The following is an 18229-nucleotide window of genomic DNA, read 5'->3' as shown; positions in this document are numbered from 1 at the left end:
GAGATCCTCTATTTATAAACTAAAAATGGCATAGCCAAAAAATGGTCGATATTATAACTCAAAATACCTCATCCAGAGAAGTCTGGATACAACAACTTGCCGAAGCAGTCACTAATCCGGATGAATTGCTGCAATTACTAAACTTAGAAGACCATCAGCCATCGCGAGAAGGTCATGAAGCACGTAAGTTATTTCCTTTACGTGTTCCGCGTCCTTTTATTTCGCGAATGAAAAAAGGTGATCCACTAGACCCTCTGTTATTGCAGGTATTAACCGCAAAAGCAGAGTTCGATATACATCCAGGTTTTTCTACTGATCCACTAGAAGAGCAGGATAACGCGATCCCGAGTTTACTCCACAAGTACCGTAACCGCGCATTAATGCTGGTTAAAGGGGGTTGTGCAGTGAACTGTCGATACTGCTTTCGCCGGCATTTTCCTTATGAAGATAACAAAGGAAATAAAAATAACTGGTTGATGGCTGTGGATTATATAAAAAACCACCGTGAACTCAATGAAATCATCTTCTCTGGCGGTGATCCTTTAATGGCAAAAGACCACGAACTTGACTGGTTAATTAGCCAACTTGAGGAAATTCCACATATTACTCGCTTGCGAATTCATTCTCGCTTGCCAGTGGTAATTCCAGAAAGAATTACAGATACCTTTTGCCAGCGTTTATCTCAGTCACGTTTGCAGGTCATTATGGTGACTCACGTTAACCATGCTAACGAGATTGATGATGAATTTACGAAAGCGATGCAGAAATTAAAACGTGCAGGCGTCACACTGCTCAACCAAAGCGTATTGCTCCGCCAAGTTAATGACAATGTCACTGCTTTGGCAAACCTGAGCAATGCCCTATTTGATGCAGGAATTTTACCGTATTACTTGCATGTGCTCGATAAGGTCCAAGGTGCTGCCCACTTCTTAGTGAGTGATATTGAAGCTCGACAATTAATTCGTGAATTGTTAAGTCAGGTCTCGGGGTATTTAGTACCGAAGTTAGCGAGAGAAATTGGCGGGGAGCCAAGCAAAACCTTACTCGATTTAAACTTGCGCCAAAGCTAGTCTGAGTTAATAAACATCAAAACTAATAGGCATAAAAAAACCCGCTTAACTGATTAAGCGGGTCTTATTGATACATGATTATTGGCACTTATAAACTTGGCCAACCATTTTGCTATCAACAGGAACAAAGCTAGATAGGACAGTTTCGCTTGGGCTTGAAGCACCAAAAATCACGTTACCACCCATTGCTGCAGCTTTGTTACGTAAATCATTTGCTGCGCCGCGCATGGAGCTAGATTCGTTATTAACGCCGCTCAACCAGTTGCTTTGAGTTCCAGTGACTTGACCAAGAAGTTGACATTCGCTTCCCGGTTGATTTTCAACAAAACGAACTTGTGAGCCTGCCTCAGTCAGATCATTGGTTGATGTACAACCTGCTAAAGTTAGTAATGCAGCAGCACCAAGCAAGACTTTAATTCGCATGTTTTCCCTCATTTTTTATTGTGTTTTTGCAGCTGGTTGTTGAACCTTTATAGCTCCAATCACTCAAAATTCTGTTTTATGACAGTAAATTAGCGTACTAGATATCCAAGTAGGCTTGATAAAAACTGTCAATCGCTCAGAGTTTATCACAAAACAATCAATACGCTTGTGATGTTCTTTACTTATTTAAACTATTTTTTACCTTGGGTTAAATATAACCCGATGAGTTACCTTAACGCAAAAATAAGTAATAAACCTCACAAATACAAAGCACGAAAGCATTAATTTGATTACCTATAAAAAAAACCGGCACCACTCGATAATTCATGGTGCCGGTCTTATTTTGGCTGGTAGCCACTAGTTAGTGGCTACTGGCGCACAATGTTTGCCTACTGGCTTACATCATGCCGCCCATTCCGCCCATGCCACCCATACCCGCTGCGCCTAAATCAGGAGCGTCAGATGCTGGCATATCAGTGATCATCGCTTCAGTCGTAATCATCAGACCTGCGATTGATGCTGCGAATTGCAGAGCAGAACGAGTAACTTTAGTTGGATCCAGAATACCCATTTCGATCATGTCGCCATAAGTATCTGTTGCTGCGTTGTAACCGTCGTTGCCAGTTGCTGCTTTAACATTGTTAACAACAACAGAAGCTTCTTCACCTGCGTTAGTGACGATTTGACGCATTGGCGCTTCCATCGCACGCAGAGCAACACGGATACCTACGTTTTGTTCTTCGTTATCGCCTTTCAGTGCTTCCAGTTTAGCCGCGACGCGAACTAACGCAGTACCACCACCAGCAACAACACCTTCTTCAACCGCTGCGCGAGTTGCGTGCAGAGCATCGTCAACGCGAGCGCGTTTTTCTTTCATTTCAACTTCAGTTGCTGCACCCACTTTAATTACCGCAACACCGCCAGCTAATTTCGCTACGCGTTCTTGCAGTTTTTCACGGTCGTAATCAGAAGAAGACTCTTCGATTTGTTGACGGATTTGAGTCACACGACCTGCGATTGCAGTTTCGTCACCGATACCATCGATGATGATAGTGGTGTCTTTGTTGATAACGATACGTTTAGCTTGACCTAAATCTTCTAACGTTGCTTTTTCCAGCTCCATACCGATCTCTTCAGAGATAACAGTACCGTTAGTCAGGATAGCGATATCTTGCAGCATTGCTTTACGGCGGTCACCGAAACCAGGCGCTTTAACCGCAGCGACTTTCACGATACCACGCATGGTGTTCACAACTAATGTAGCCAGTGCTTCACCTTCAACATCTTCAGCGATGATCAGCAGTGGTTTGTTCGCTTTAGCAACGCCTTCTAATACTGGCAGTAATTCACGAATGTTAGACACTTTTTTGTCGACTAACAGGATGAATGGGTTTTCCAGTTCAACAACGCCAGTTTCTGGTTTGTTGATGAAGTAAGGAGATAAATAACCGCGGTCAAACTGCATACCTTCAACCACGTCTAATTCGTCTTCCAGACCAGTACCTTCTTCAACGGTGATAACGCCTTCTTTACCGACTTTCTCCATTGCTTCTGCAATTAATTTACCAACAGTTTCGTCGGAGTTTGCAGAAATAGTACCAACCTGTGCGATTGATTTAGTATCTGAACATGGAACTGACAGAGTTTTCAGTTCTTCAACAGCAGCAACGACTGCTTTATCGATACCACGTTTCAGATCCATTGGGTTCATACCCGCAGCAACTGCTTTCAGACCTTCGGTGATAATTGCTTGAGCTAAAACGGTAGCGGTTGTTGTACCATCACCCGCTGCATCGTTAGCTTTAGAAGCAACTTCTTTCACCATTTGTGCACCCATGTTTTCGAATTTATCTTCTAATTCGATTTCACGAGCAACAGAAACACCATCTTTAGTGATAACTGGTGATCCAAAAGATTTGTCTAAAACAACGTTACGGCCTTTAGGACCTAAAGTTACTTTAACTGCATCAGCAAGAACATTGACACCACGAAGCATTTTTGTACGAGCGTCATTACCAAATCTAACGTCTTTAGCTGCCATTATCTCTTTCCTTTAAATTCTTTTCGTTTGATGAAAGTTTTAAGTGAAAATTCTTATTCAACGATTGCTAAGATGTCGCTTTCGGACATGATTAACACTTCTTCGTTGTCGATTTTTTCAGCTTTTACGCCATAACCGTCGTTAAAAATTACGATATCGCCAACTTTCACATCCAGCGCTTTAACGTCGCCATTTTCGAGGATGCGGCCTTGACCCACAGCGATAACTTCACCACGAGTTGATTTGCCCGCAGCACTGCCAGTTAACACGATACCACCAGCAGATTTAGATTCGATTTCTTTACGTTTAACGATAACACGGTCATGCAATGGACGAATTTTCATTAATAGTTCTCCTACAAATAAAGTCCATACGGGTAAAAGGTCGATACCAAGGTGATCTTCACCAGTACCATGTTTCAGGAGATTGGGATGAATAACTAAGACTTCAAGGGGTGGGAGATAAATTTTTTTATTATTTATCTCCCTACAGTTCAAAGGGAATTAAGGTTTAGGCGGGTTATCTTGGTTGGAATCTGAAGATTTATCGTCAGGAACACGATGGCTTTCATCATCAATAGTTCTTTCGCGATCAATAGTATAAGAAGGGTCATCTTGCTTGCGTTGGTACTCGCCTTCAAAAGTATTGCCATTTTGATAGCCACCACCCTGAAAACCATTTCCAGGTTGGTAAAACTTGATGTGCGGGATTAAACGCATCACAAATAATTTTTGTACTGGTGGTAGTAATAAAAGTAGTCCAATAAAGTCCGTAAAGAATCCAGGAACAATAAGTAAAAATCCTGCTAACACTAACGCCACACTTTTAATCATTTCAGCGGCAGGACTTTCACCACTCATTAATTTTTGTTGTATTTGCATGACATTTTTCATCCCTTGGTTCTTCACAAGTGAAACCCCCAAACAGGATGTGAGCACCACTAAAATTAATGTCATCAATACACCAATTTCAGCCGCAACTCGGACAAAAATGACCGACTCTATATACACCAAAATACATATCAGAATTAGTGGTAACCAGCGCACAAGTACTCCTTAATATCAATAAGCTACTGCATTTTTCGGGGCTAAATGAAAACCTTTGTGAACTATCTCTAAGAGACTACTATTCATATTCGCTTTTTTCATCAGTATAGCCATAATAATTGGGTCTCTGATCGTGATTTTCAACTCATGGACTAAGATCATTAACAAGGCTTATCTGTGATTTAAATCACACAATATAAATTCTATTGCACTAATCAATCCATAAAATGATCTAGGTTCAAGGTATGGGGTGATAAAGGGCATATGATCACCCCATAAGTCAGTAGAACATAATACTGATAAAGGAGTAATAGGTGGTAATCACCTAGAAGTTTAGTTTTAGGATATATTTTTAAAAGCGCATAAACGGACAGTAACTGTAATCTAATTAAGAAGGTTCTCATGTCAAACAATACTCGTATCGAAGAAGACCTGTTAGGTAAAAAAGAAGTTCCAGCCGATGCCTATTATGGTGTTCATACTCTGCGTGCGATTGAAAACTTTTATATCAGCGACCGCACCATTAACGATGTCCCAGAATTTATTCGCGGCATGGTAATGGTAAAAAAAGCAGCCGCACTAGCTAACAAAGAACTGCACACTATTCCTCGTAATATCGCAGATACCATCATCAAAGCATGTGACGTTGTTTTGAATGAAGGCAAATGCATGGATCAGTTCCCAGTTGACGTATTCCAAGGTGGTGCGGGCACATCACTGAACATGAATACCAACGAAGTTCTGGCAAACATCGGTCTTGAACTGATGGGTCATAAAAAAGGTGAGTATGAATTCTTAAACCCAAATGACCATCTGAACAAAAGCCAATCTACCAACGATGCATACCCTACCGGTTTCCGTATCGCGGTTTATAACTCTGTTCTGAAATTAATCGATTCTGTTACTTACCTGAAAAAAGGTTTTGAAAGTAAAGCAGAAGAGTACAAAGACATCCTGAAAATGGGTCGTACTCAATTACAAGACGCAGTACCAATGACTGTTGGTCAGGAATTCCATGCTTTCGCAACTCTTCTTAAAGAAGAAGAAAAAAATCTGAAACGTAGCATCGATTTACTGCTCGAAGTTAACTTAGGTGCAACTGCTATCGGTACTGGCCTGAACACAGCCCCTGGTTACCAAGAACTGGCTGTTAAAAAATTAGCAGAAGTAACAGGTTTAGCATGCGTACCATCAGAAGACCTAATCGAAGCAACTTCTGACTGTGGTGCTTACATCACTGTTCACGCTAGCCTGAAACGTTTAGCAGTTAAACTGTCTAAAATCTGTAACGACTTACGTTTACTTTCCTCTGGTCCTCGCGCAGGATTGAAAGAAATTAATCTGCCAGAATTACAAGCAGGTTCTTCTATCATGCCAGCAAAAGTTAACCCAGTAATTCCTGAAGTTGTTAACCAAGCATGCTTCAAAGTTATGGGTAACGACATCTGTGTAACGATGGCTGCTGAAGCAGGTCAATTACAATTAAACGTAATGGAACCAGCAATCGGTCAAGCGATGTTCGAATCCATTTCTCTGATGAGCAATGCATGCCGCAACTTAGTAGAAAAATGCGTTAACGGCATCACTGTTAACAAAGAAATCTGCGAAGCGTTTGTATTCAACTCTATCGGTATCGTAACTTACCTGAACCCATTCATCGGTCACCACAACGGTGATATCGTGGGTAAAATCTGTGCAGAAACAGGTAAGAGCGTACGTGAAGTTGTCCTAGAACGCGGACTGCTGACCGAAGCGCAACTGGATGATATCTTCTCTGTTGAGAACCTAAAACATCCAGCATATAAAGCAAAAAGATTTGACGACTAATTATTTATGTTTAGCATAAATAATTCTTAAGAATAAGGGCACGACTTTCCACCGGATAGCGTGCCTTTTTTCATGAATGCACACACAAATAATTAACATAACAGTTTCATAATTTTCATTTTTGTCGAGGAGTAAACACTATGTTAGCCGTAGAATTTGTCATTGTTCTGCTGGCCATTTTTTTAGGGGCCCGTCTTGGAGGGATAGGTATCGGTTTTGCCGGTGGCCTTGGTGTTCTGGTGCTCGCTGCAATTGGCGTGAAACCGGGAACCATTCCTTTTGACGTAATCTCTATCATCATGGCAGTTATTGCCGCCATCTCTGCAATGCAAATTGCGGGTGGTTTGGATTACTTGGTTGCTCAAACAGAAAAACTACTGCGTCGCAATCCAAAATACATCACTATCCTTGCCCCTATCGTGACCTATTTCCTGACTCTGTTCGCAGGTACAGGTAATATCTCATTAGCAACTCTGCCAGTTATCGCAGAAGTGGCGAAAGAACAAGGCGTGAAACCATGTCGCCCACTGTCTACAGCGGTTGTTGCAGCTCAGATTGGTATCACAGCATCTCCAATTTCTGCGGCAGTTGTTTACATGGCATCTGTCATGGAAAACCCAGCAATGGTTGGTGCAGGTAACACCGTTAGCTATATCACGCTGTTAGGTATTTTATTACCAGCAACATTCTTAGCTATCATCCTGATGTCTTTCATTATCTCTTGGACATTTAACTCTAAACTGTCTGATGACCCAATCTACCAAAAACGTTTAGCTGAAGGCTTAGTTGAACTGCGCGGTAGCCAAGTTAAAGAGATCAAACCAGGTGCTAAAGCGTCTGTTCTGCTGTTCTTACTCGGCGTTGTTGGTGTAGTTTGCTACGCAATCATCAACAGCCCAAGTTTAGGCATTGTGGCAACCCCACTGATGAACACCACTAACGCTATCCTGATTATCATGCTGACTGTGGCTACGTTAATCACTGTACTGTGCCGTGTAAACACTGATGCAATCCTGAACTCTAGTACCTTCAAAGCAGGTATGAGCGCATGTATCTGTATATTAGGTGTTGCATGGTTAGGTGATACTTTCGTACAACACAACATTGATTGGATCAAAGAAACTGCGGGTGACTTAATCCACGAACACTCATGGATGTTAGCGGTTATCTTCTTCTTCTGTTCTGCGCTTCTGTACTCTCAAGTAGCAACAGCGAAAGCACTGATGCCGATGGCTCTGGCACTGAACGTTAGCCCATTAACCGCTATCGCTTCATTCTCAGCCGTATCTGGTCTGTTCATCCTGCCTACTTACCCAACTCTGGTTGCGGCAGTACAAATGGATGACACCGGTACAACTCGCATCGGTAAATTCGTCTTTAACCACCCATTCTTTATTCCGGGTACCATCGCTGTGGCACTGGCCGTTACCTTCGGCTTCCTGTTCGGCGGTATGATCCTGTAGTCATCAATGCAATGACTTAGGAACAGAGAAACCGTGGCTTTCTAGTCACGGTTTTTTTATGTCTGCACTAAATCTCCCACCCATTTAGAATATCTAAAATAGATAATAATTAAACTGGCTGTATTCCATTACAGAAAAAACGGTCTAATCACGCTTAAATTTAAGTATTTACAACTACGTAAATATACCTGTTCAAAATAGAACAATTCTTTTCATTTAAACAAACTGAAACAATTTGTCATATTTAAAATTGAATAAAACGCTAAAAATAAATCACATAAAATAATGAAAAATAACAATTAATAGATAAAAAAAGATGATTTTGAGCGCAAGAAAGAATTGATGCGTCACAATTTAGTGACCAGTTGTTAATAAATGTAAAAGCCAGAATTATATTCTTTATTATGTACCGATAACGAATTAAATAAGATTATATCACTATTTAATAAAGATGCTCTCAAAGAGTCTACTCCCCTTATCACCACCTAACGCTAGCTTTATTATTTTATATTACTCACCTTATGTGTTTAATTTAAAATTTTCGACTATTTCACTATATTTGCATTATTTGATTTTATAAAAAACGTCACGTAAATTAGTTAGAAGAAAACGGAGTGAAATAATTTCCTCACACAACGTTTTCATCAATCCTTCGTATTCACCTAAATACGACTTTTATTAAGTGATGCTGTTTGGAAGGAATGCATACAATGAAAGAAACAGACGGTAATAGCCCTTCACCCAAGAAGGGTATAACTATTTATACAAAAGCAGTGGGTTATGAAATTTATTTATTACGAAAGCGTCGTTCGCTCAGTGGAAAAGATTTAGCAAATTTATTGAATATCTCTCAACAGCAAGTTTCTCGTTATGAACGAGGTATCTGCAACATTACAATAGATATGCTAGTACAGGTTTTAAATGTACTAAAAATGCCTATTCAGGACTTTTTGGATAGAACCGTTATTCGAGTTTCCATAATGAAATTTAAGCTAAGCAGTGTTGGCAGTAAAGATATCTCACTGTTAAATAGCTCATTTATAAAGTAGGCATATATTTTCCCTACATGTTTAATTCATTATATCTTAACAATAAAGAATAACTTTTATTTTTATTATAGCAATACCCCTACTCCAATGGAGCTTTACCAATAACAATATGATTTTATAAATAAAAATATTTTTAAAAGTCCTATTTATCGTATTAATGATAAATATATTAAACATTTAAATTATTTCAGCACAGCTGAAAACTTAATCTAACCACCTAAACAGTTATTTATACTTAGCCATTAAATACATGTGAAAAAATTAATCTATTAAATATAGAAAATTAACACTCTGATAAATCCATGGAGCGCCATTCTATTCATATGGCGCCCTACTTTTCATGCTTATTTATTATAGGTTAGTGAATAATAAATCGAGCACTAAGAATAAAGGTAATATTCTCTTTTTTAGAACAAGAGAGTATCCCCTTTATATCTAAGGAATGGAATAAAGGAAATTAGCGAAACTTTAAATTGAATGTTTATAACTGATTCAACCTAAATTTAGCCTAGGTAAATAGATAATATCGGCATCATACGTATATATCTATAACGAAATAAGTCATGGAATACGAGCATATACAATCAATTTAATTATTTAACTTTGGACAAATAGGAATACTAATTATGTCATTTAAAACAACGGCACTTTCTACTGCTTTATTTATGAGCCTGTCAGCTTTAAGCCTGAACGCAATGGCAGCACCTTCTGCAGAAGTCACTCTGCAAGGGATCCTGACCAACACAACCTGTGATGTCACCATCAATGGCGGTAAATCAGTCTTAAACGTAGGTGTCTTAAAAACGTCTGTGGGTGAAGCAGATTCAGACTTTGCCGCTGTCAATGCAATGTCCTCTACAACCGTTGATATGCCAGTGACTTTAGTGGGTTGTGCTGAGGGTGAGGAAGGTAACTTAATCATTCAAGGGATCACTTCTGTCGGCAACAACCAACAAGACATCTTTGTTGCAACAGATTCTCAAACTGTTGGTTTTATGATTGAAGATGAAGCCAACAAGCGCATCACCAACGGTAGTGGTACAAAAGTTGAAATTGGCGCAGGTGAAACAGCAGCCCAATACACATTCAAAGTTGGCATGGCAACAACCACGACCACTCCGAAAGCAGATTCCTACAGCGCACCCATCTTAGTGGCTTATATCGTTGACTAATTCGATTTAATTAACTCAGTCGATTGAGGTAAGGCGGGCTCCGTCTTACCTATATTCTGCCACGAAAACTATGAGGATAGACAAATGCGAAATAACCGATTTATGCAAGGGATCTGCGGTGGCTTGCTATTGCTATCAGGTTCATCGATAGCCGGGATCGCTATCGACACCACTCGAATTATCTTTTCAGAAAGTGATAACACCACCGGAAAAAGTGTGGGTATCACCAGCTCAAGCCAGTCACTCACGCCTTATTTAGTCAAAGCACAAATGTTGCGTGACCCTTATGGCGAGCAAGGAGAAACCCCTTTTGTGGTGACGCCCTCCTTATTCCGCTTAGAAAAAGGGTCGACCAATCAAGTCCGTATAATGAAAAACAGTGTGGCGCTCCCGCAAGATAAAGAATCTGTTTTTTATTTTCGTACCATCGCCATGCCGACCAGCGAAAAAGGATTGAATACCCCACAAAATCATATTGATGGTGCCGTACAAGTGTCGACGGGAAACATCATTAAGCTGTTTTATCGCCCGAATCAGTTAGGCATGACCCAGCCACAAGCCATGAAATCGCTGAAATTTTCGAGTGTAAATAATGGGGTTCAAGTGTCCAATCCGTCCCCGTACTACATCACCTTAGACAGCGTAAAAATTGCCAATAAACCCGTTTCTCTGAGTACCAAAAAGGGAAATAACATGATTGCGCCGTTTAGCAGCATCACCTATTCCCATGTTCAACGACAAGGCTCGGTTGAATGGAAAGCCATTAATGACTATGGCGGAAAGGACGAGTTTCATGCGCAAATTCAATAAATTATGCATGTTTTTTTTCGCCATGTTACTTAACGGATGGCACATGGCACAGGCCGAAAAGACCGAGATTAGAGCGCTCATTACTGATGATGTTGGGTGTGAAATTCGCATTCCTAACTCATTGCAATTTACCCCGATGCGCACATCCGATTTTCAAGGCGCAGTGACCACGCATCAAATTAAGCCCTTGAAAGCGCAATTTATCTGTGTGGATAAAACGGGCAATCTGACCCCAAAAATTACATTACAGGGAAATACCCCCTATAACGAAAGCACGATTTTCTTGGATGGTACCCCAAATAGCACAGGGTTTATGTTACGCCTCAGTGATGGCACGCCGCTCTCCCTGAGTGATTTTTATGACACAAGCAAAGCCTTTAAACGCGGTGAACAGATTGCCTTAACGCCACTGACCAAAGAGAACCATCACCAAACCGAAGAGACTTTTCTCGTGGGTTTAGTGGGGCCCGTGGATGGGGAAGCCATTCCTGGTGAATTCTCAGCCTCATTGACGTTTAACCTTATTTTTCAGTAAGACCTAAAAATAGGAAATCATCATGACACTGACTCAAAAGTCACTCTATTCCCTGCTCATCCCCACCGCCTTGTATGCGGCAAGTCTGGGACAATCCGCGATGGCGGCAACCTCGGCCACCACTAAAATCAGTGCCAGCATTGTCGGTGGTGGCTGCCAAATTACCGCGCCCTCAACTGTTTCGATTCGTAACGGGGATCTGATTCCTGCTGAAGATATCACCACCACCAGCGATATCAGCGAAACTTTTGATCTCACCATTCTTGGCTGTAAAGGTTACGGGTTAAAACCCTCGATAACCCTCGAAGGGGACACCAATAGTGACTCCGGTGAAGCGCTGTTTGTGAGTGCCGGCAGCACCAGTACAGGTTATGGCATTTTATTATCCACAGACGGTAACAGTAATTTTAACCAAAGTGACAACCTGGCAACGGGTAAAGAAATCAAGCCACTCACCACCACAAACTGGGATAAAACCTTTGCCAGCACATTGGAGGGAAAAATTCCCCTGAAAGCAACCGTCAGTTGTGGAACCTGTACTGCTGATAACTTACAAGGTGGCGAGTTAACCGCCTCACTAACGTTTAATTTTATCTATCACTGATTTTGAAGGCTGCTAATAACAATGATACGAAAACTGTCTTTCTTTAGCGTGATTGTAGGGTTGCTATTACCAGCCAGTGAATTACAGGCAGGCAGTGCCTCAACCACCCTCTCCTTTTCCGCCTTTTTTTATGGTGGTAGCTGCGATGTGACGGTGCCAAATACCGTCACGTATAACAATGGCGCACCACTGCCCTACGATGAAATTCGGAAAAATCCGCAACGTAGCGGATTCAGGTTAACCCTCTCAGGGTGCCAGGGCTATTTTTTAACACCCAGAATTGCGGTCAAAGGGAACACGTTCACCGCAGATAACAATGAACCGCTGTATGCCGATGCATCCAGCACCGCAAAAGGCTATGGCATTAAGCTATCCACCCAGGGGAATAATGTTTTCAATGCCAATGACAATACTGCGAAACCCGGCAATGAGGCGATTACCATCCAAAAATGGCCACCGGATGGAACCAGCGATGTCGCAAGCTTAAACAGCTCACTTGATTTTACTGCCGAGCTGGCCTGCGGCACCTGCACAGCCAGTGACAATTTACAGAACGGTGAACTCACAGCAACCGTCACGTTTAGCTTCGTATATGACTAATTGGGTAATACGTATGTTTTTAAATCGTTTCTTTGACTACCGCGCGCTAATTATTTTATTGATATGCAGCAGTTTTTCGACGCTATCCTTCGCAGCAGAAGGCGGACTGCGTTTGGCTCAAACTCGCGTCGTCTTTGATGCAGCCAATCCAAATACAAAACTTGCCATCAAAAATAGCAGCCCGCAGGTCTACTTAATCAAAGCCGATGTCCTCAATACGCCTGAGGGGAATGCCCACAAACCCGCGCCCCCGTTTATTGTGACACCACCCATGTCTCGCTTAGAAAAAGAGAGCCAAAATACGCTGCTCATTGTGCGTAATGGTACCGCAGAGCTGCCGACAGACCGAGAATCCGTGTTTTATTTAAGCTTATTAGCGATCCCTTCCACCACAAAAGCGAATGCCCCCGAAGGCGAGATGACCAGTGCGCAAGTTTCTGTGGGGATCCGCAACGTGATCAAACTGTTTTATCGCCCGAAAGGGTTACCCATGAGCGTCGAAACCGCTTCAAGCCAACTGACGTTTCGCCAGCAAGGTCAACAGCTCGAAGTCAGTAACCCAACGCCGTATTACATAACCTTGGCGCAATTGAGTGTGGATCAGCACCCCATTGATGTACGAGAACTGGACCCTATGATTGCCCCCTTCTCCACCCAAATTTACCCCGTCAAAGGCGGTGCTACACGTGCAGAGTGGAGAGTGATTACGGATTATGGGGATATGAGCCCCGCGTATCAGGGGAAGGTTCAATCAGGAGATATTCGCGATGAACAACATTAAGTTATTGAAGATTAAAAAACCTGCGTTGTATCGCCTAATTAGCGGGATTGCCCTATTGGCTTCACTTTTTACCCAGACTGTATGGGCAAATAACATCCAAGACCAAATTAATGGGCTGACACTGCATTCAACCCGTATTATCTACCCCCATGATGCCAAAAACGGGGTGACGTACACTATCACCAATAATACGGCGATACCGTATTTATTGCAGGCGCGCCTCTTGCCGTGGGAAGGGAATTCATCAAGCAAAACGGCGAACGAAAATACCGAAGCCGCCGATGAAAATTTGACGGCATTCATTGCTTTACCGCCGTTACAGCGCTTCGAACCGGGTGAAACACTCACATTGCGCATTCTTCAAAAACATCATTTACTCGCGCAAGATAAAGAGTCGATTGCGCAGTTGTCACTGACGGCGATCCCCGCGCAATCAAAAGAGGCGGCGGAAGGCGCGCAAATGATCCTTGCCGTACAAAATAATCTGAAGCTGTTTTATCGCCCCGCGGGATTACCGGAACATCATCTCGACAACATCGCCGAACAGCTGCAATTTCAGCATACAAAAAACACGCTAACCCTGAAAAACCCGACGCCTTTTTATGTCACGTTAGCGTCACTGTCGGTGGGGAAGAACGCCCTGAATTTAAGTTCCTCACGCATGATCCCCCCCTTTGGGGAGGCGCAGTGGCCCCTTGATGCCAGCCATATGGGAAGCGACATTCATTGGCAGCTCATGGAAGACGATGGCGGAACCGACAAAATGAGAACACGCCAACTCTCAGCAATGTAACCACACCCGACAGATAAACACATTCACCCGATGCGCATTGGCAACGGGGGGATTCTTGCATTCGCAAGATAAAGGAAGATCATGAAAAAAGCCCATAAAATTGCTGAAAATCAGCCAAAAATCCCTTTTTTCCGTTATCACCCGCTGGCGTGTGTATTGCTATTGGCGGTCGCTCCAACACAGGCCGAAGATTACTTTGATCCCAGTTTTTTAGGGGTTGCAGGTGAAAACACAGACGTGGATTTATCCGCCTTCTCACAAGTCGGTGGCGTTGCCGAAGGGGAATACACCGTTTCCGTATTTGTGAACCAACAGGACGTGGGGCAATTCACGCTTAATTTTATCAAAAATACCCACGGTGAAATCGCACCGGAATTAACCCCTGAGCAACTCGACACCTTTGGGGTCAATGTGCCGCAAATTCCTGTCCTGAAAGACTTACCTAACGGCGAGTTTATTTCAGATTTAGGCGCACTGATCCCACAAGCGACAACCCGATTAGATTTGTCACGCTTGCGATTAAACATCAGCGTGCCGCAAGTGGCGATGCAATCTCAAGTCAATCGTAATGCCGATCCGTCATTATGGGACGATGGCATTCCTGCGTTAATGGCGAACTATAACGTCAGTGCGGGTCGTACCACCAGTCGCTATGATCACGGCAAAAAAAACCAAAATACCAACGTCTTTGCGTCCGCACGCTTGGGTGCCAATGCAGGGCCGTGGCGTCTGCGCAGTAACCTCACCCATTCCCGTTTCGAATACAGCGGGAGCGAGAACCAATCGGCCACGACCAACACCCAAACCTACTTTTCCAATACCACCCTATCACGGGATATTCGTGCATTACGCTCGACATTGTTAGTCGGTGAAAGCAGCACGGGCAGCGATGTGTTTGATGGTGTGCCCTTTAAGGGCGTGCAGCTAACCTCTAACGAGCAAATGCTGCCAAGCCAATTACGCGGCTATGCGCCGGCGATCAGTGGTGTTGCCAACAGCAACGCTCGCGTCACTATTCGCCAAAATGGCAATATCGTGTATGAAGCCTATGTGGCTCCAGGGCCCTTTTATATCAATGATATCCAGCAAGCGGGCTTATCCGGGGATTATGACGTCACGGTCACCGAAGCCGATGGCGCTGAGCGCCAGTTTGTGGTGCCCTACTCATCTTTACCCGTGATGTTGCGCCCCGGTGGCTGGAAATACGAAGTGGCCTCCGGTCGTTACAATGGCAACTTGACCACCAGCTCACGTCGTTCTGACTTTATTCTCGGTACTGCTGTTTATGGGCTGCATAACGATGTCACGGTGTATGGCGGCGCCTTGCTGGCAAAAGATTATCAATCTCTGAGTTTAGGAACAGGAGTCTCTTTAGGTGACTTCGGTGCTGTCTCCACGGACGTCACGCACTCATCGGCTAAATTTACTTATTCCAACCCAGTTACCAGCTCTAGCGAGCGAAAAACGGGGCAATCTTACCGTATCCGTTACTCAAAAAGCTTAATGGCAACCGGCACGTCGGTGGATTTAACTGCATTACGTTACTCCACCGAGCATTTCTATAATTTTAGCGAATTTAACAGCCAAGGTTATCGCCTTGAAGAGGGTCTTAGCCCGTGGACTTTACAGCGTCGTCGCAGCAGCTTCCAAACCCAGCTCAGCCAACAGATGCAACAGTATGGCTCACTGCATTTTCGCGCTAATAGTGATGATTACTGGGGCAGCAGCCGAACGTTAACGGGTTTATCCATGGGCTACAGCAACAGCTTTAAAGGGGTCAGTTACGGTGTGAACTACAATATCGACCGCGTGAAAGACAGCCGTAATAACTGGCCGGAAAACCGCCAGCTCTCCTTCAACTTAAGCGTGCCGTTTAGTGTATTTACTCAAGACCGTAATTTGCAGTCGATTTATGCCACCTACTCCATGAGTCATGACCAAAATGGACGCACGCAAAATAATAGCGGCCTGAGCGGCAACATGCTGGATGGCAAGCTGTCTTATGGCGCATCACAAAGCTGGGGAAATAAAGGGCAAATCGCCAACACCAACCTGAATGCGGGCTACCAAGGCGATAAAGGCAGCATCAGTACCGGTTATAGTTATAGCAATAATTCTCAGTCAATCAATATGAATGCCAGCGGCGGCGCCTTGCTCCACGCCGAAGGGCTGACTTTAAGCCGCTCTATGGGGGATTCTGTCGCGCTGATCAGTGCACCGGGTGCCGAAGGCGTCAGTGTTAATGGCGGAACCGCCGTGACCGATTGGCGCGGCTACGCCGTGGCGCCTTATCTTTCCGACTATAACAAAAACAGCATTGGCTTAGACCCAAGCACGCTGCCTGAAAACGTCGATTTACCGCAATCCAATACCAACGTTTACCCCACCAAAGGCGCAGTGGTGAAAGCCAGTTTCCGTACCCGTATCGGCTACCAAGTGCTCATGACCTTAAAACAGGGTGCCAAGTATGTGCCATTTGGGGCAATTGCCACCTTAATTTCCGATAGCAGCGCTGACAACATGAGCAGCATTGTGGGGGATGCCGGGCAGGTGTACCTCACAGGGTTACCAGAAACCGGGGAATTGTTAGTGAAGTGGGGAGAGACAGCCGCACAACAATGTCAGGTAAATTTCGATTTGCGCCATGTTGACGTTTCAGCCGATATGCCAATCCGCCAAGTCTCTTATCGCTGTGTGAGTGGGCAACCGCAGGCTCAGCCTGTGATATCGAATACATCCCAAACGGCTCAGCAGGTACCTGCTCCAATGGAAAATATCGAGCCTTTACATCAAAAACCCAATAAAACACGTTGGTTACAGTCGCCAGCAGGAGAAAAATAATGAAATTGAACAATCAAAAACGCTGGGGAAAAGTGTGGTCAGCCGCGGCAGGTTTAATTATATACAATGCATTCACAGCTGTTAGTTACAGTGCTGATAACTGGAGTTTTCCTAGCGGAGCAGTATTTAGGGAATCCGGGAAAAGAGTATGGACAGGTGAAGCTATCACTAAAGAAGAAAGACCTTACTATGAAGGAGGTGCGGAGAGTGTTATTCATGGAACAGTAGTATCTACTGTTTCCAGAAGCGACTGGGGAGTTGTTGATGGCCACCACGGAGTGGTTCTTGAGCCTGGTATAGTACTCACTTTTTCAGGAATGTCCTACACTGCCTCCAGCCGTTATAACGTTAGAGTTGATTACCAATATAATGCAGAACCGAAAGCATCCAGTATACAAAACCAAAACACAGTTAACGTTTTCAAAAATAGCGGAATTTATAAATATGAAGCAGGACTAAAGTCCACAGGTATCCCCATTCGCATTACTGGAAATAACTTATATCAGGCTAGAAATTTACAGGTTGCGTTATATATCAGTGATTCAGTGAAACCTGGTACTTATTCATATTCAGGAGATGTTAATCTGGAAGTGGGAGATATGCGTGTCCACCTCTCTAATCGTATTGAATTTACCTATGCTCCGCCAATCCAATGCACCATCAACACCCCACCTAAAATTGATTTCGGCAAAGTGAATATTTGGGATTGGAAAGGCAATACATCCGGTACACCAGGAGGAAATCGTAAGGATGTTTTAGGGGTAGTTGATGGGAATTTTACGATCAACTGCACTGGAGATAATGGTGCTCATGCTCCCGCTAAATTGACACTAAATGGAACGCATCAAGGATACACAAACGACTTAAAAATGACAATGGATACCACTGGAGAGGTGGCACCTGCGACCATACGAGCCTCCATTAAGTCTCTTTATCCCCCTTGCGATAATAACGGTGTAAATTTTACTCTAACAAACGGTAAGCCCCTCTCACATATCGTTGATTTAGGTGAGCTCACCGTTGGTCCACATCAAGTCCCTTACCGTTTTAGCCTCTGTGCGCTTGGAGAAGGTTTTAAATCTGGCGCCGCTTCTGCCACCGCCACCGTCACTCTTGACTGGGAATAACCTGCCTAACCGCTTAGTGGTTTTCACCACAAACCACTAAGCCTTTA

At 43.4% G+C, this 18229-nt stretch carries 17 protein-coding genes; 13 read left to right on the top strand and 4 right to left on the bottom strand.

The genetic code is table 11. From position 1 onward, the window contains the following. The first annotated feature begins 41 nt into the window (after positions 1 to 41). Positions 42 to 1070 carry an EF-P beta-lysylation protein EpmB gene (gene epmB, locus GKR71_RS09710; RefSeq protein WP_154609717.1) on the top strand — a complete coding sequence of 343 codons (1029 nt, stop codon included), beginning with the start codon at positions 42 to 44 and terminating at the stop codon, positions 1068 to 1070. Between the two features lie 78 nt (positions 1071 to 1148). On the opposite strand, the gene GKR71_RS09705 is transcribed toward epmB, so the two are convergent. From GKR71_RS09705 to GKR71_RS09690, 4 genes are all read right to left on the bottom strand, one after another. Continuing rightward, a complete protein-coding gene (locus tag GKR71_RS09705) occupies positions 1149 to 1493 on the bottom strand; it encodes a DUF4156 domain-containing protein (RefSeq protein WP_195848966.1) in 345 nt (114 codons plus the stop codon). 397 nt (positions 1494 to 1890) lie between these two features. Further along, positions 1891 to 3534: a chaperonin GroEL gene (groL, locus tag GKR71_RS09700; protein WP_036955948.1), complete on the bottom strand. Its 1644-nt coding sequence runs from the start codon at positions 3532 to 3534 to the stop codon at positions 1891 to 1893. Positions 3535 to 3587: 53 nt separating this feature from the next. Beyond that, on the bottom strand, positions 3588 to 3878 hold the full coding sequence (locus GKR71_RS09695) for a co-chaperone GroES (RefSeq protein ID WP_108478399.1): 291 nt from the start codon (positions 3876 to 3878) through the stop codon (positions 3588 to 3590). 159 nt (positions 3879 to 4037) lie between these two features. After that, entirely contained in the window at positions 4038 to 4580 is a 543-nt protein-coding gene (locus GKR71_RS09690; RefSeq protein ID WP_230085058.1) for an FxsA family protein, read from the bottom strand. A 402-nt stretch (positions 4581 to 4982) separates the two neighbouring features. On the opposite strand from GKR71_RS09690, the gene aspA reads away from it, so the two are divergent. The 12 genes from aspA (at position 4983) to GKR71_RS09630 (ending at position 18182) form a co-directional block, all read left to right on the top strand. Continuing rightward, positions 4983 to 6407 carry an aspartate ammonia-lyase gene (gene aspA, locus GKR71_RS09685; RefSeq protein WP_036955941.1) on the top strand — a complete coding sequence of 475 codons (1425 nt, stop codon included), beginning with the start codon at positions 4983 to 4985 and terminating at the stop codon, positions 6405 to 6407. 140 nt (positions 6408 to 6547) lie between these two features. Next, complete coding sequence (locus GKR71_RS09680; RefSeq protein WP_154634228.1) at positions 6548 to 7870, top strand: anaerobic C4-dicarboxylate transporter; 1323 nt, start codon at positions 6548 to 6550, stop codon at positions 7868 to 7870. 710 nt (positions 7871 to 8580) lie between these two features. Next, positions 8581 to 8919: a helix-turn-helix domain-containing protein gene (locus tag GKR71_RS09675; protein ID WP_036955937.1), complete on the top strand. Its 339-nt coding sequence runs from the start codon at positions 8581 to 8583 to the stop codon at positions 8917 to 8919. A 626-nt stretch (positions 8920 to 9545) separates the two neighbouring features. After that, positions 9546 to 10091, top strand: a complete 546-nt coding sequence (locus GKR71_RS09670) for a fimbrial protein (protein ID WP_036983844.1) — start codon at positions 9546 to 9548, stop codon at positions 10089 to 10091. 84 nt (positions 10092 to 10175) lie between these two features. Further along, on the top strand, positions 10176 to 10901 hold the full coding sequence (locus tag GKR71_RS09665) for a fimbrial biogenesis chaperone (RefSeq protein ID WP_154634227.1): 726 nt from the start codon (positions 10176 to 10178) through the stop codon (positions 10899 to 10901). A gap of 43 nt (positions 10902 to 10944) precedes the next feature. Next, the gene (locus tag GKR71_RS09660; RefSeq protein ID WP_230083364.1) at positions 10945 to 11436 is read left to right on the top strand and encodes a fimbrial protein; all 492 of its coding nucleotides are present in this window, start codon (positions 10945 to 10947) and stop codon (positions 11434 to 11436) included. Between the two features lie 22 nt (positions 11437 to 11458). Next, positions 11459 to 12040: a type 1 fimbrial protein gene (locus tag GKR71_RS20375; protein ID WP_154634225.1), complete on the top strand. Its 582-nt coding sequence runs from the start codon at positions 11459 to 11461 to the stop codon at positions 12038 to 12040. A gap of 21 nt (positions 12041 to 12061) precedes the next feature. Next, positions 12062 to 12640, top strand: a complete 579-nt coding sequence (locus tag GKR71_RS20370) for a fimbrial protein (protein ID WP_036949869.1) — start codon at positions 12062 to 12064, stop codon at positions 12638 to 12640. A gap of 13 nt (positions 12641 to 12653) precedes the next feature. Further along, on the top strand, positions 12654 to 13421 hold the full coding sequence (locus tag GKR71_RS09645) for a fimbrial biogenesis chaperone (protein ID WP_230085057.1): 768 nt from the start codon (positions 12654 to 12656) through the stop codon (positions 13419 to 13421). Further along, positions 13408 to 14214, top strand: coding sequence for a fimbrial biogenesis chaperone (locus tag GKR71_RS09640; RefSeq protein WP_154634223.1), 807 nt, complete (start codon positions 13408 to 13410; stop codon positions 14212 to 14214). Before GKR71_RS09645 ends, GKR71_RS09640 begins: the two co-directional genes overlap by 14 nt. Positions 14215 to 14295: 81 nt before the next feature. Then, positions 14296 to 17055 (top strand): fimbria/pilus outer membrane usher protein, encoded by a 2760-nt coding sequence (locus tag GKR71_RS09635; protein WP_230085056.1) that lies wholly within the window; start codon positions 14296 to 14298, stop codon positions 17053 to 17055. Continuing rightward, positions 17055 to 18182 carry a hypothetical protein gene (locus GKR71_RS09630; RefSeq protein WP_154634222.1) on the top strand — a complete coding sequence of 376 codons (1128 nt, stop codon included), beginning with the start codon at positions 17055 to 17057 and terminating at the stop codon, positions 18180 to 18182. Before GKR71_RS09635 ends, GKR71_RS09630 begins: the two co-directional genes overlap by 1 nt. Positions 18183 to 18229 lie beyond the last annotated feature (47 nt).

It is taken from the genome of Providencia sp. wls1922 (assembly GCF_009706505.1).
GTDB lineage: Bacteria > Pseudomonadota > Gammaproteobacteria > Enterobacterales > Enterobacteriaceae > Providencia > Providencia lanzhouensis.
The sequence above is the reverse complement of the archived record's forward strand: the minus strand, read 5'-3'. Positions and strand labels throughout refer to the sequence as shown.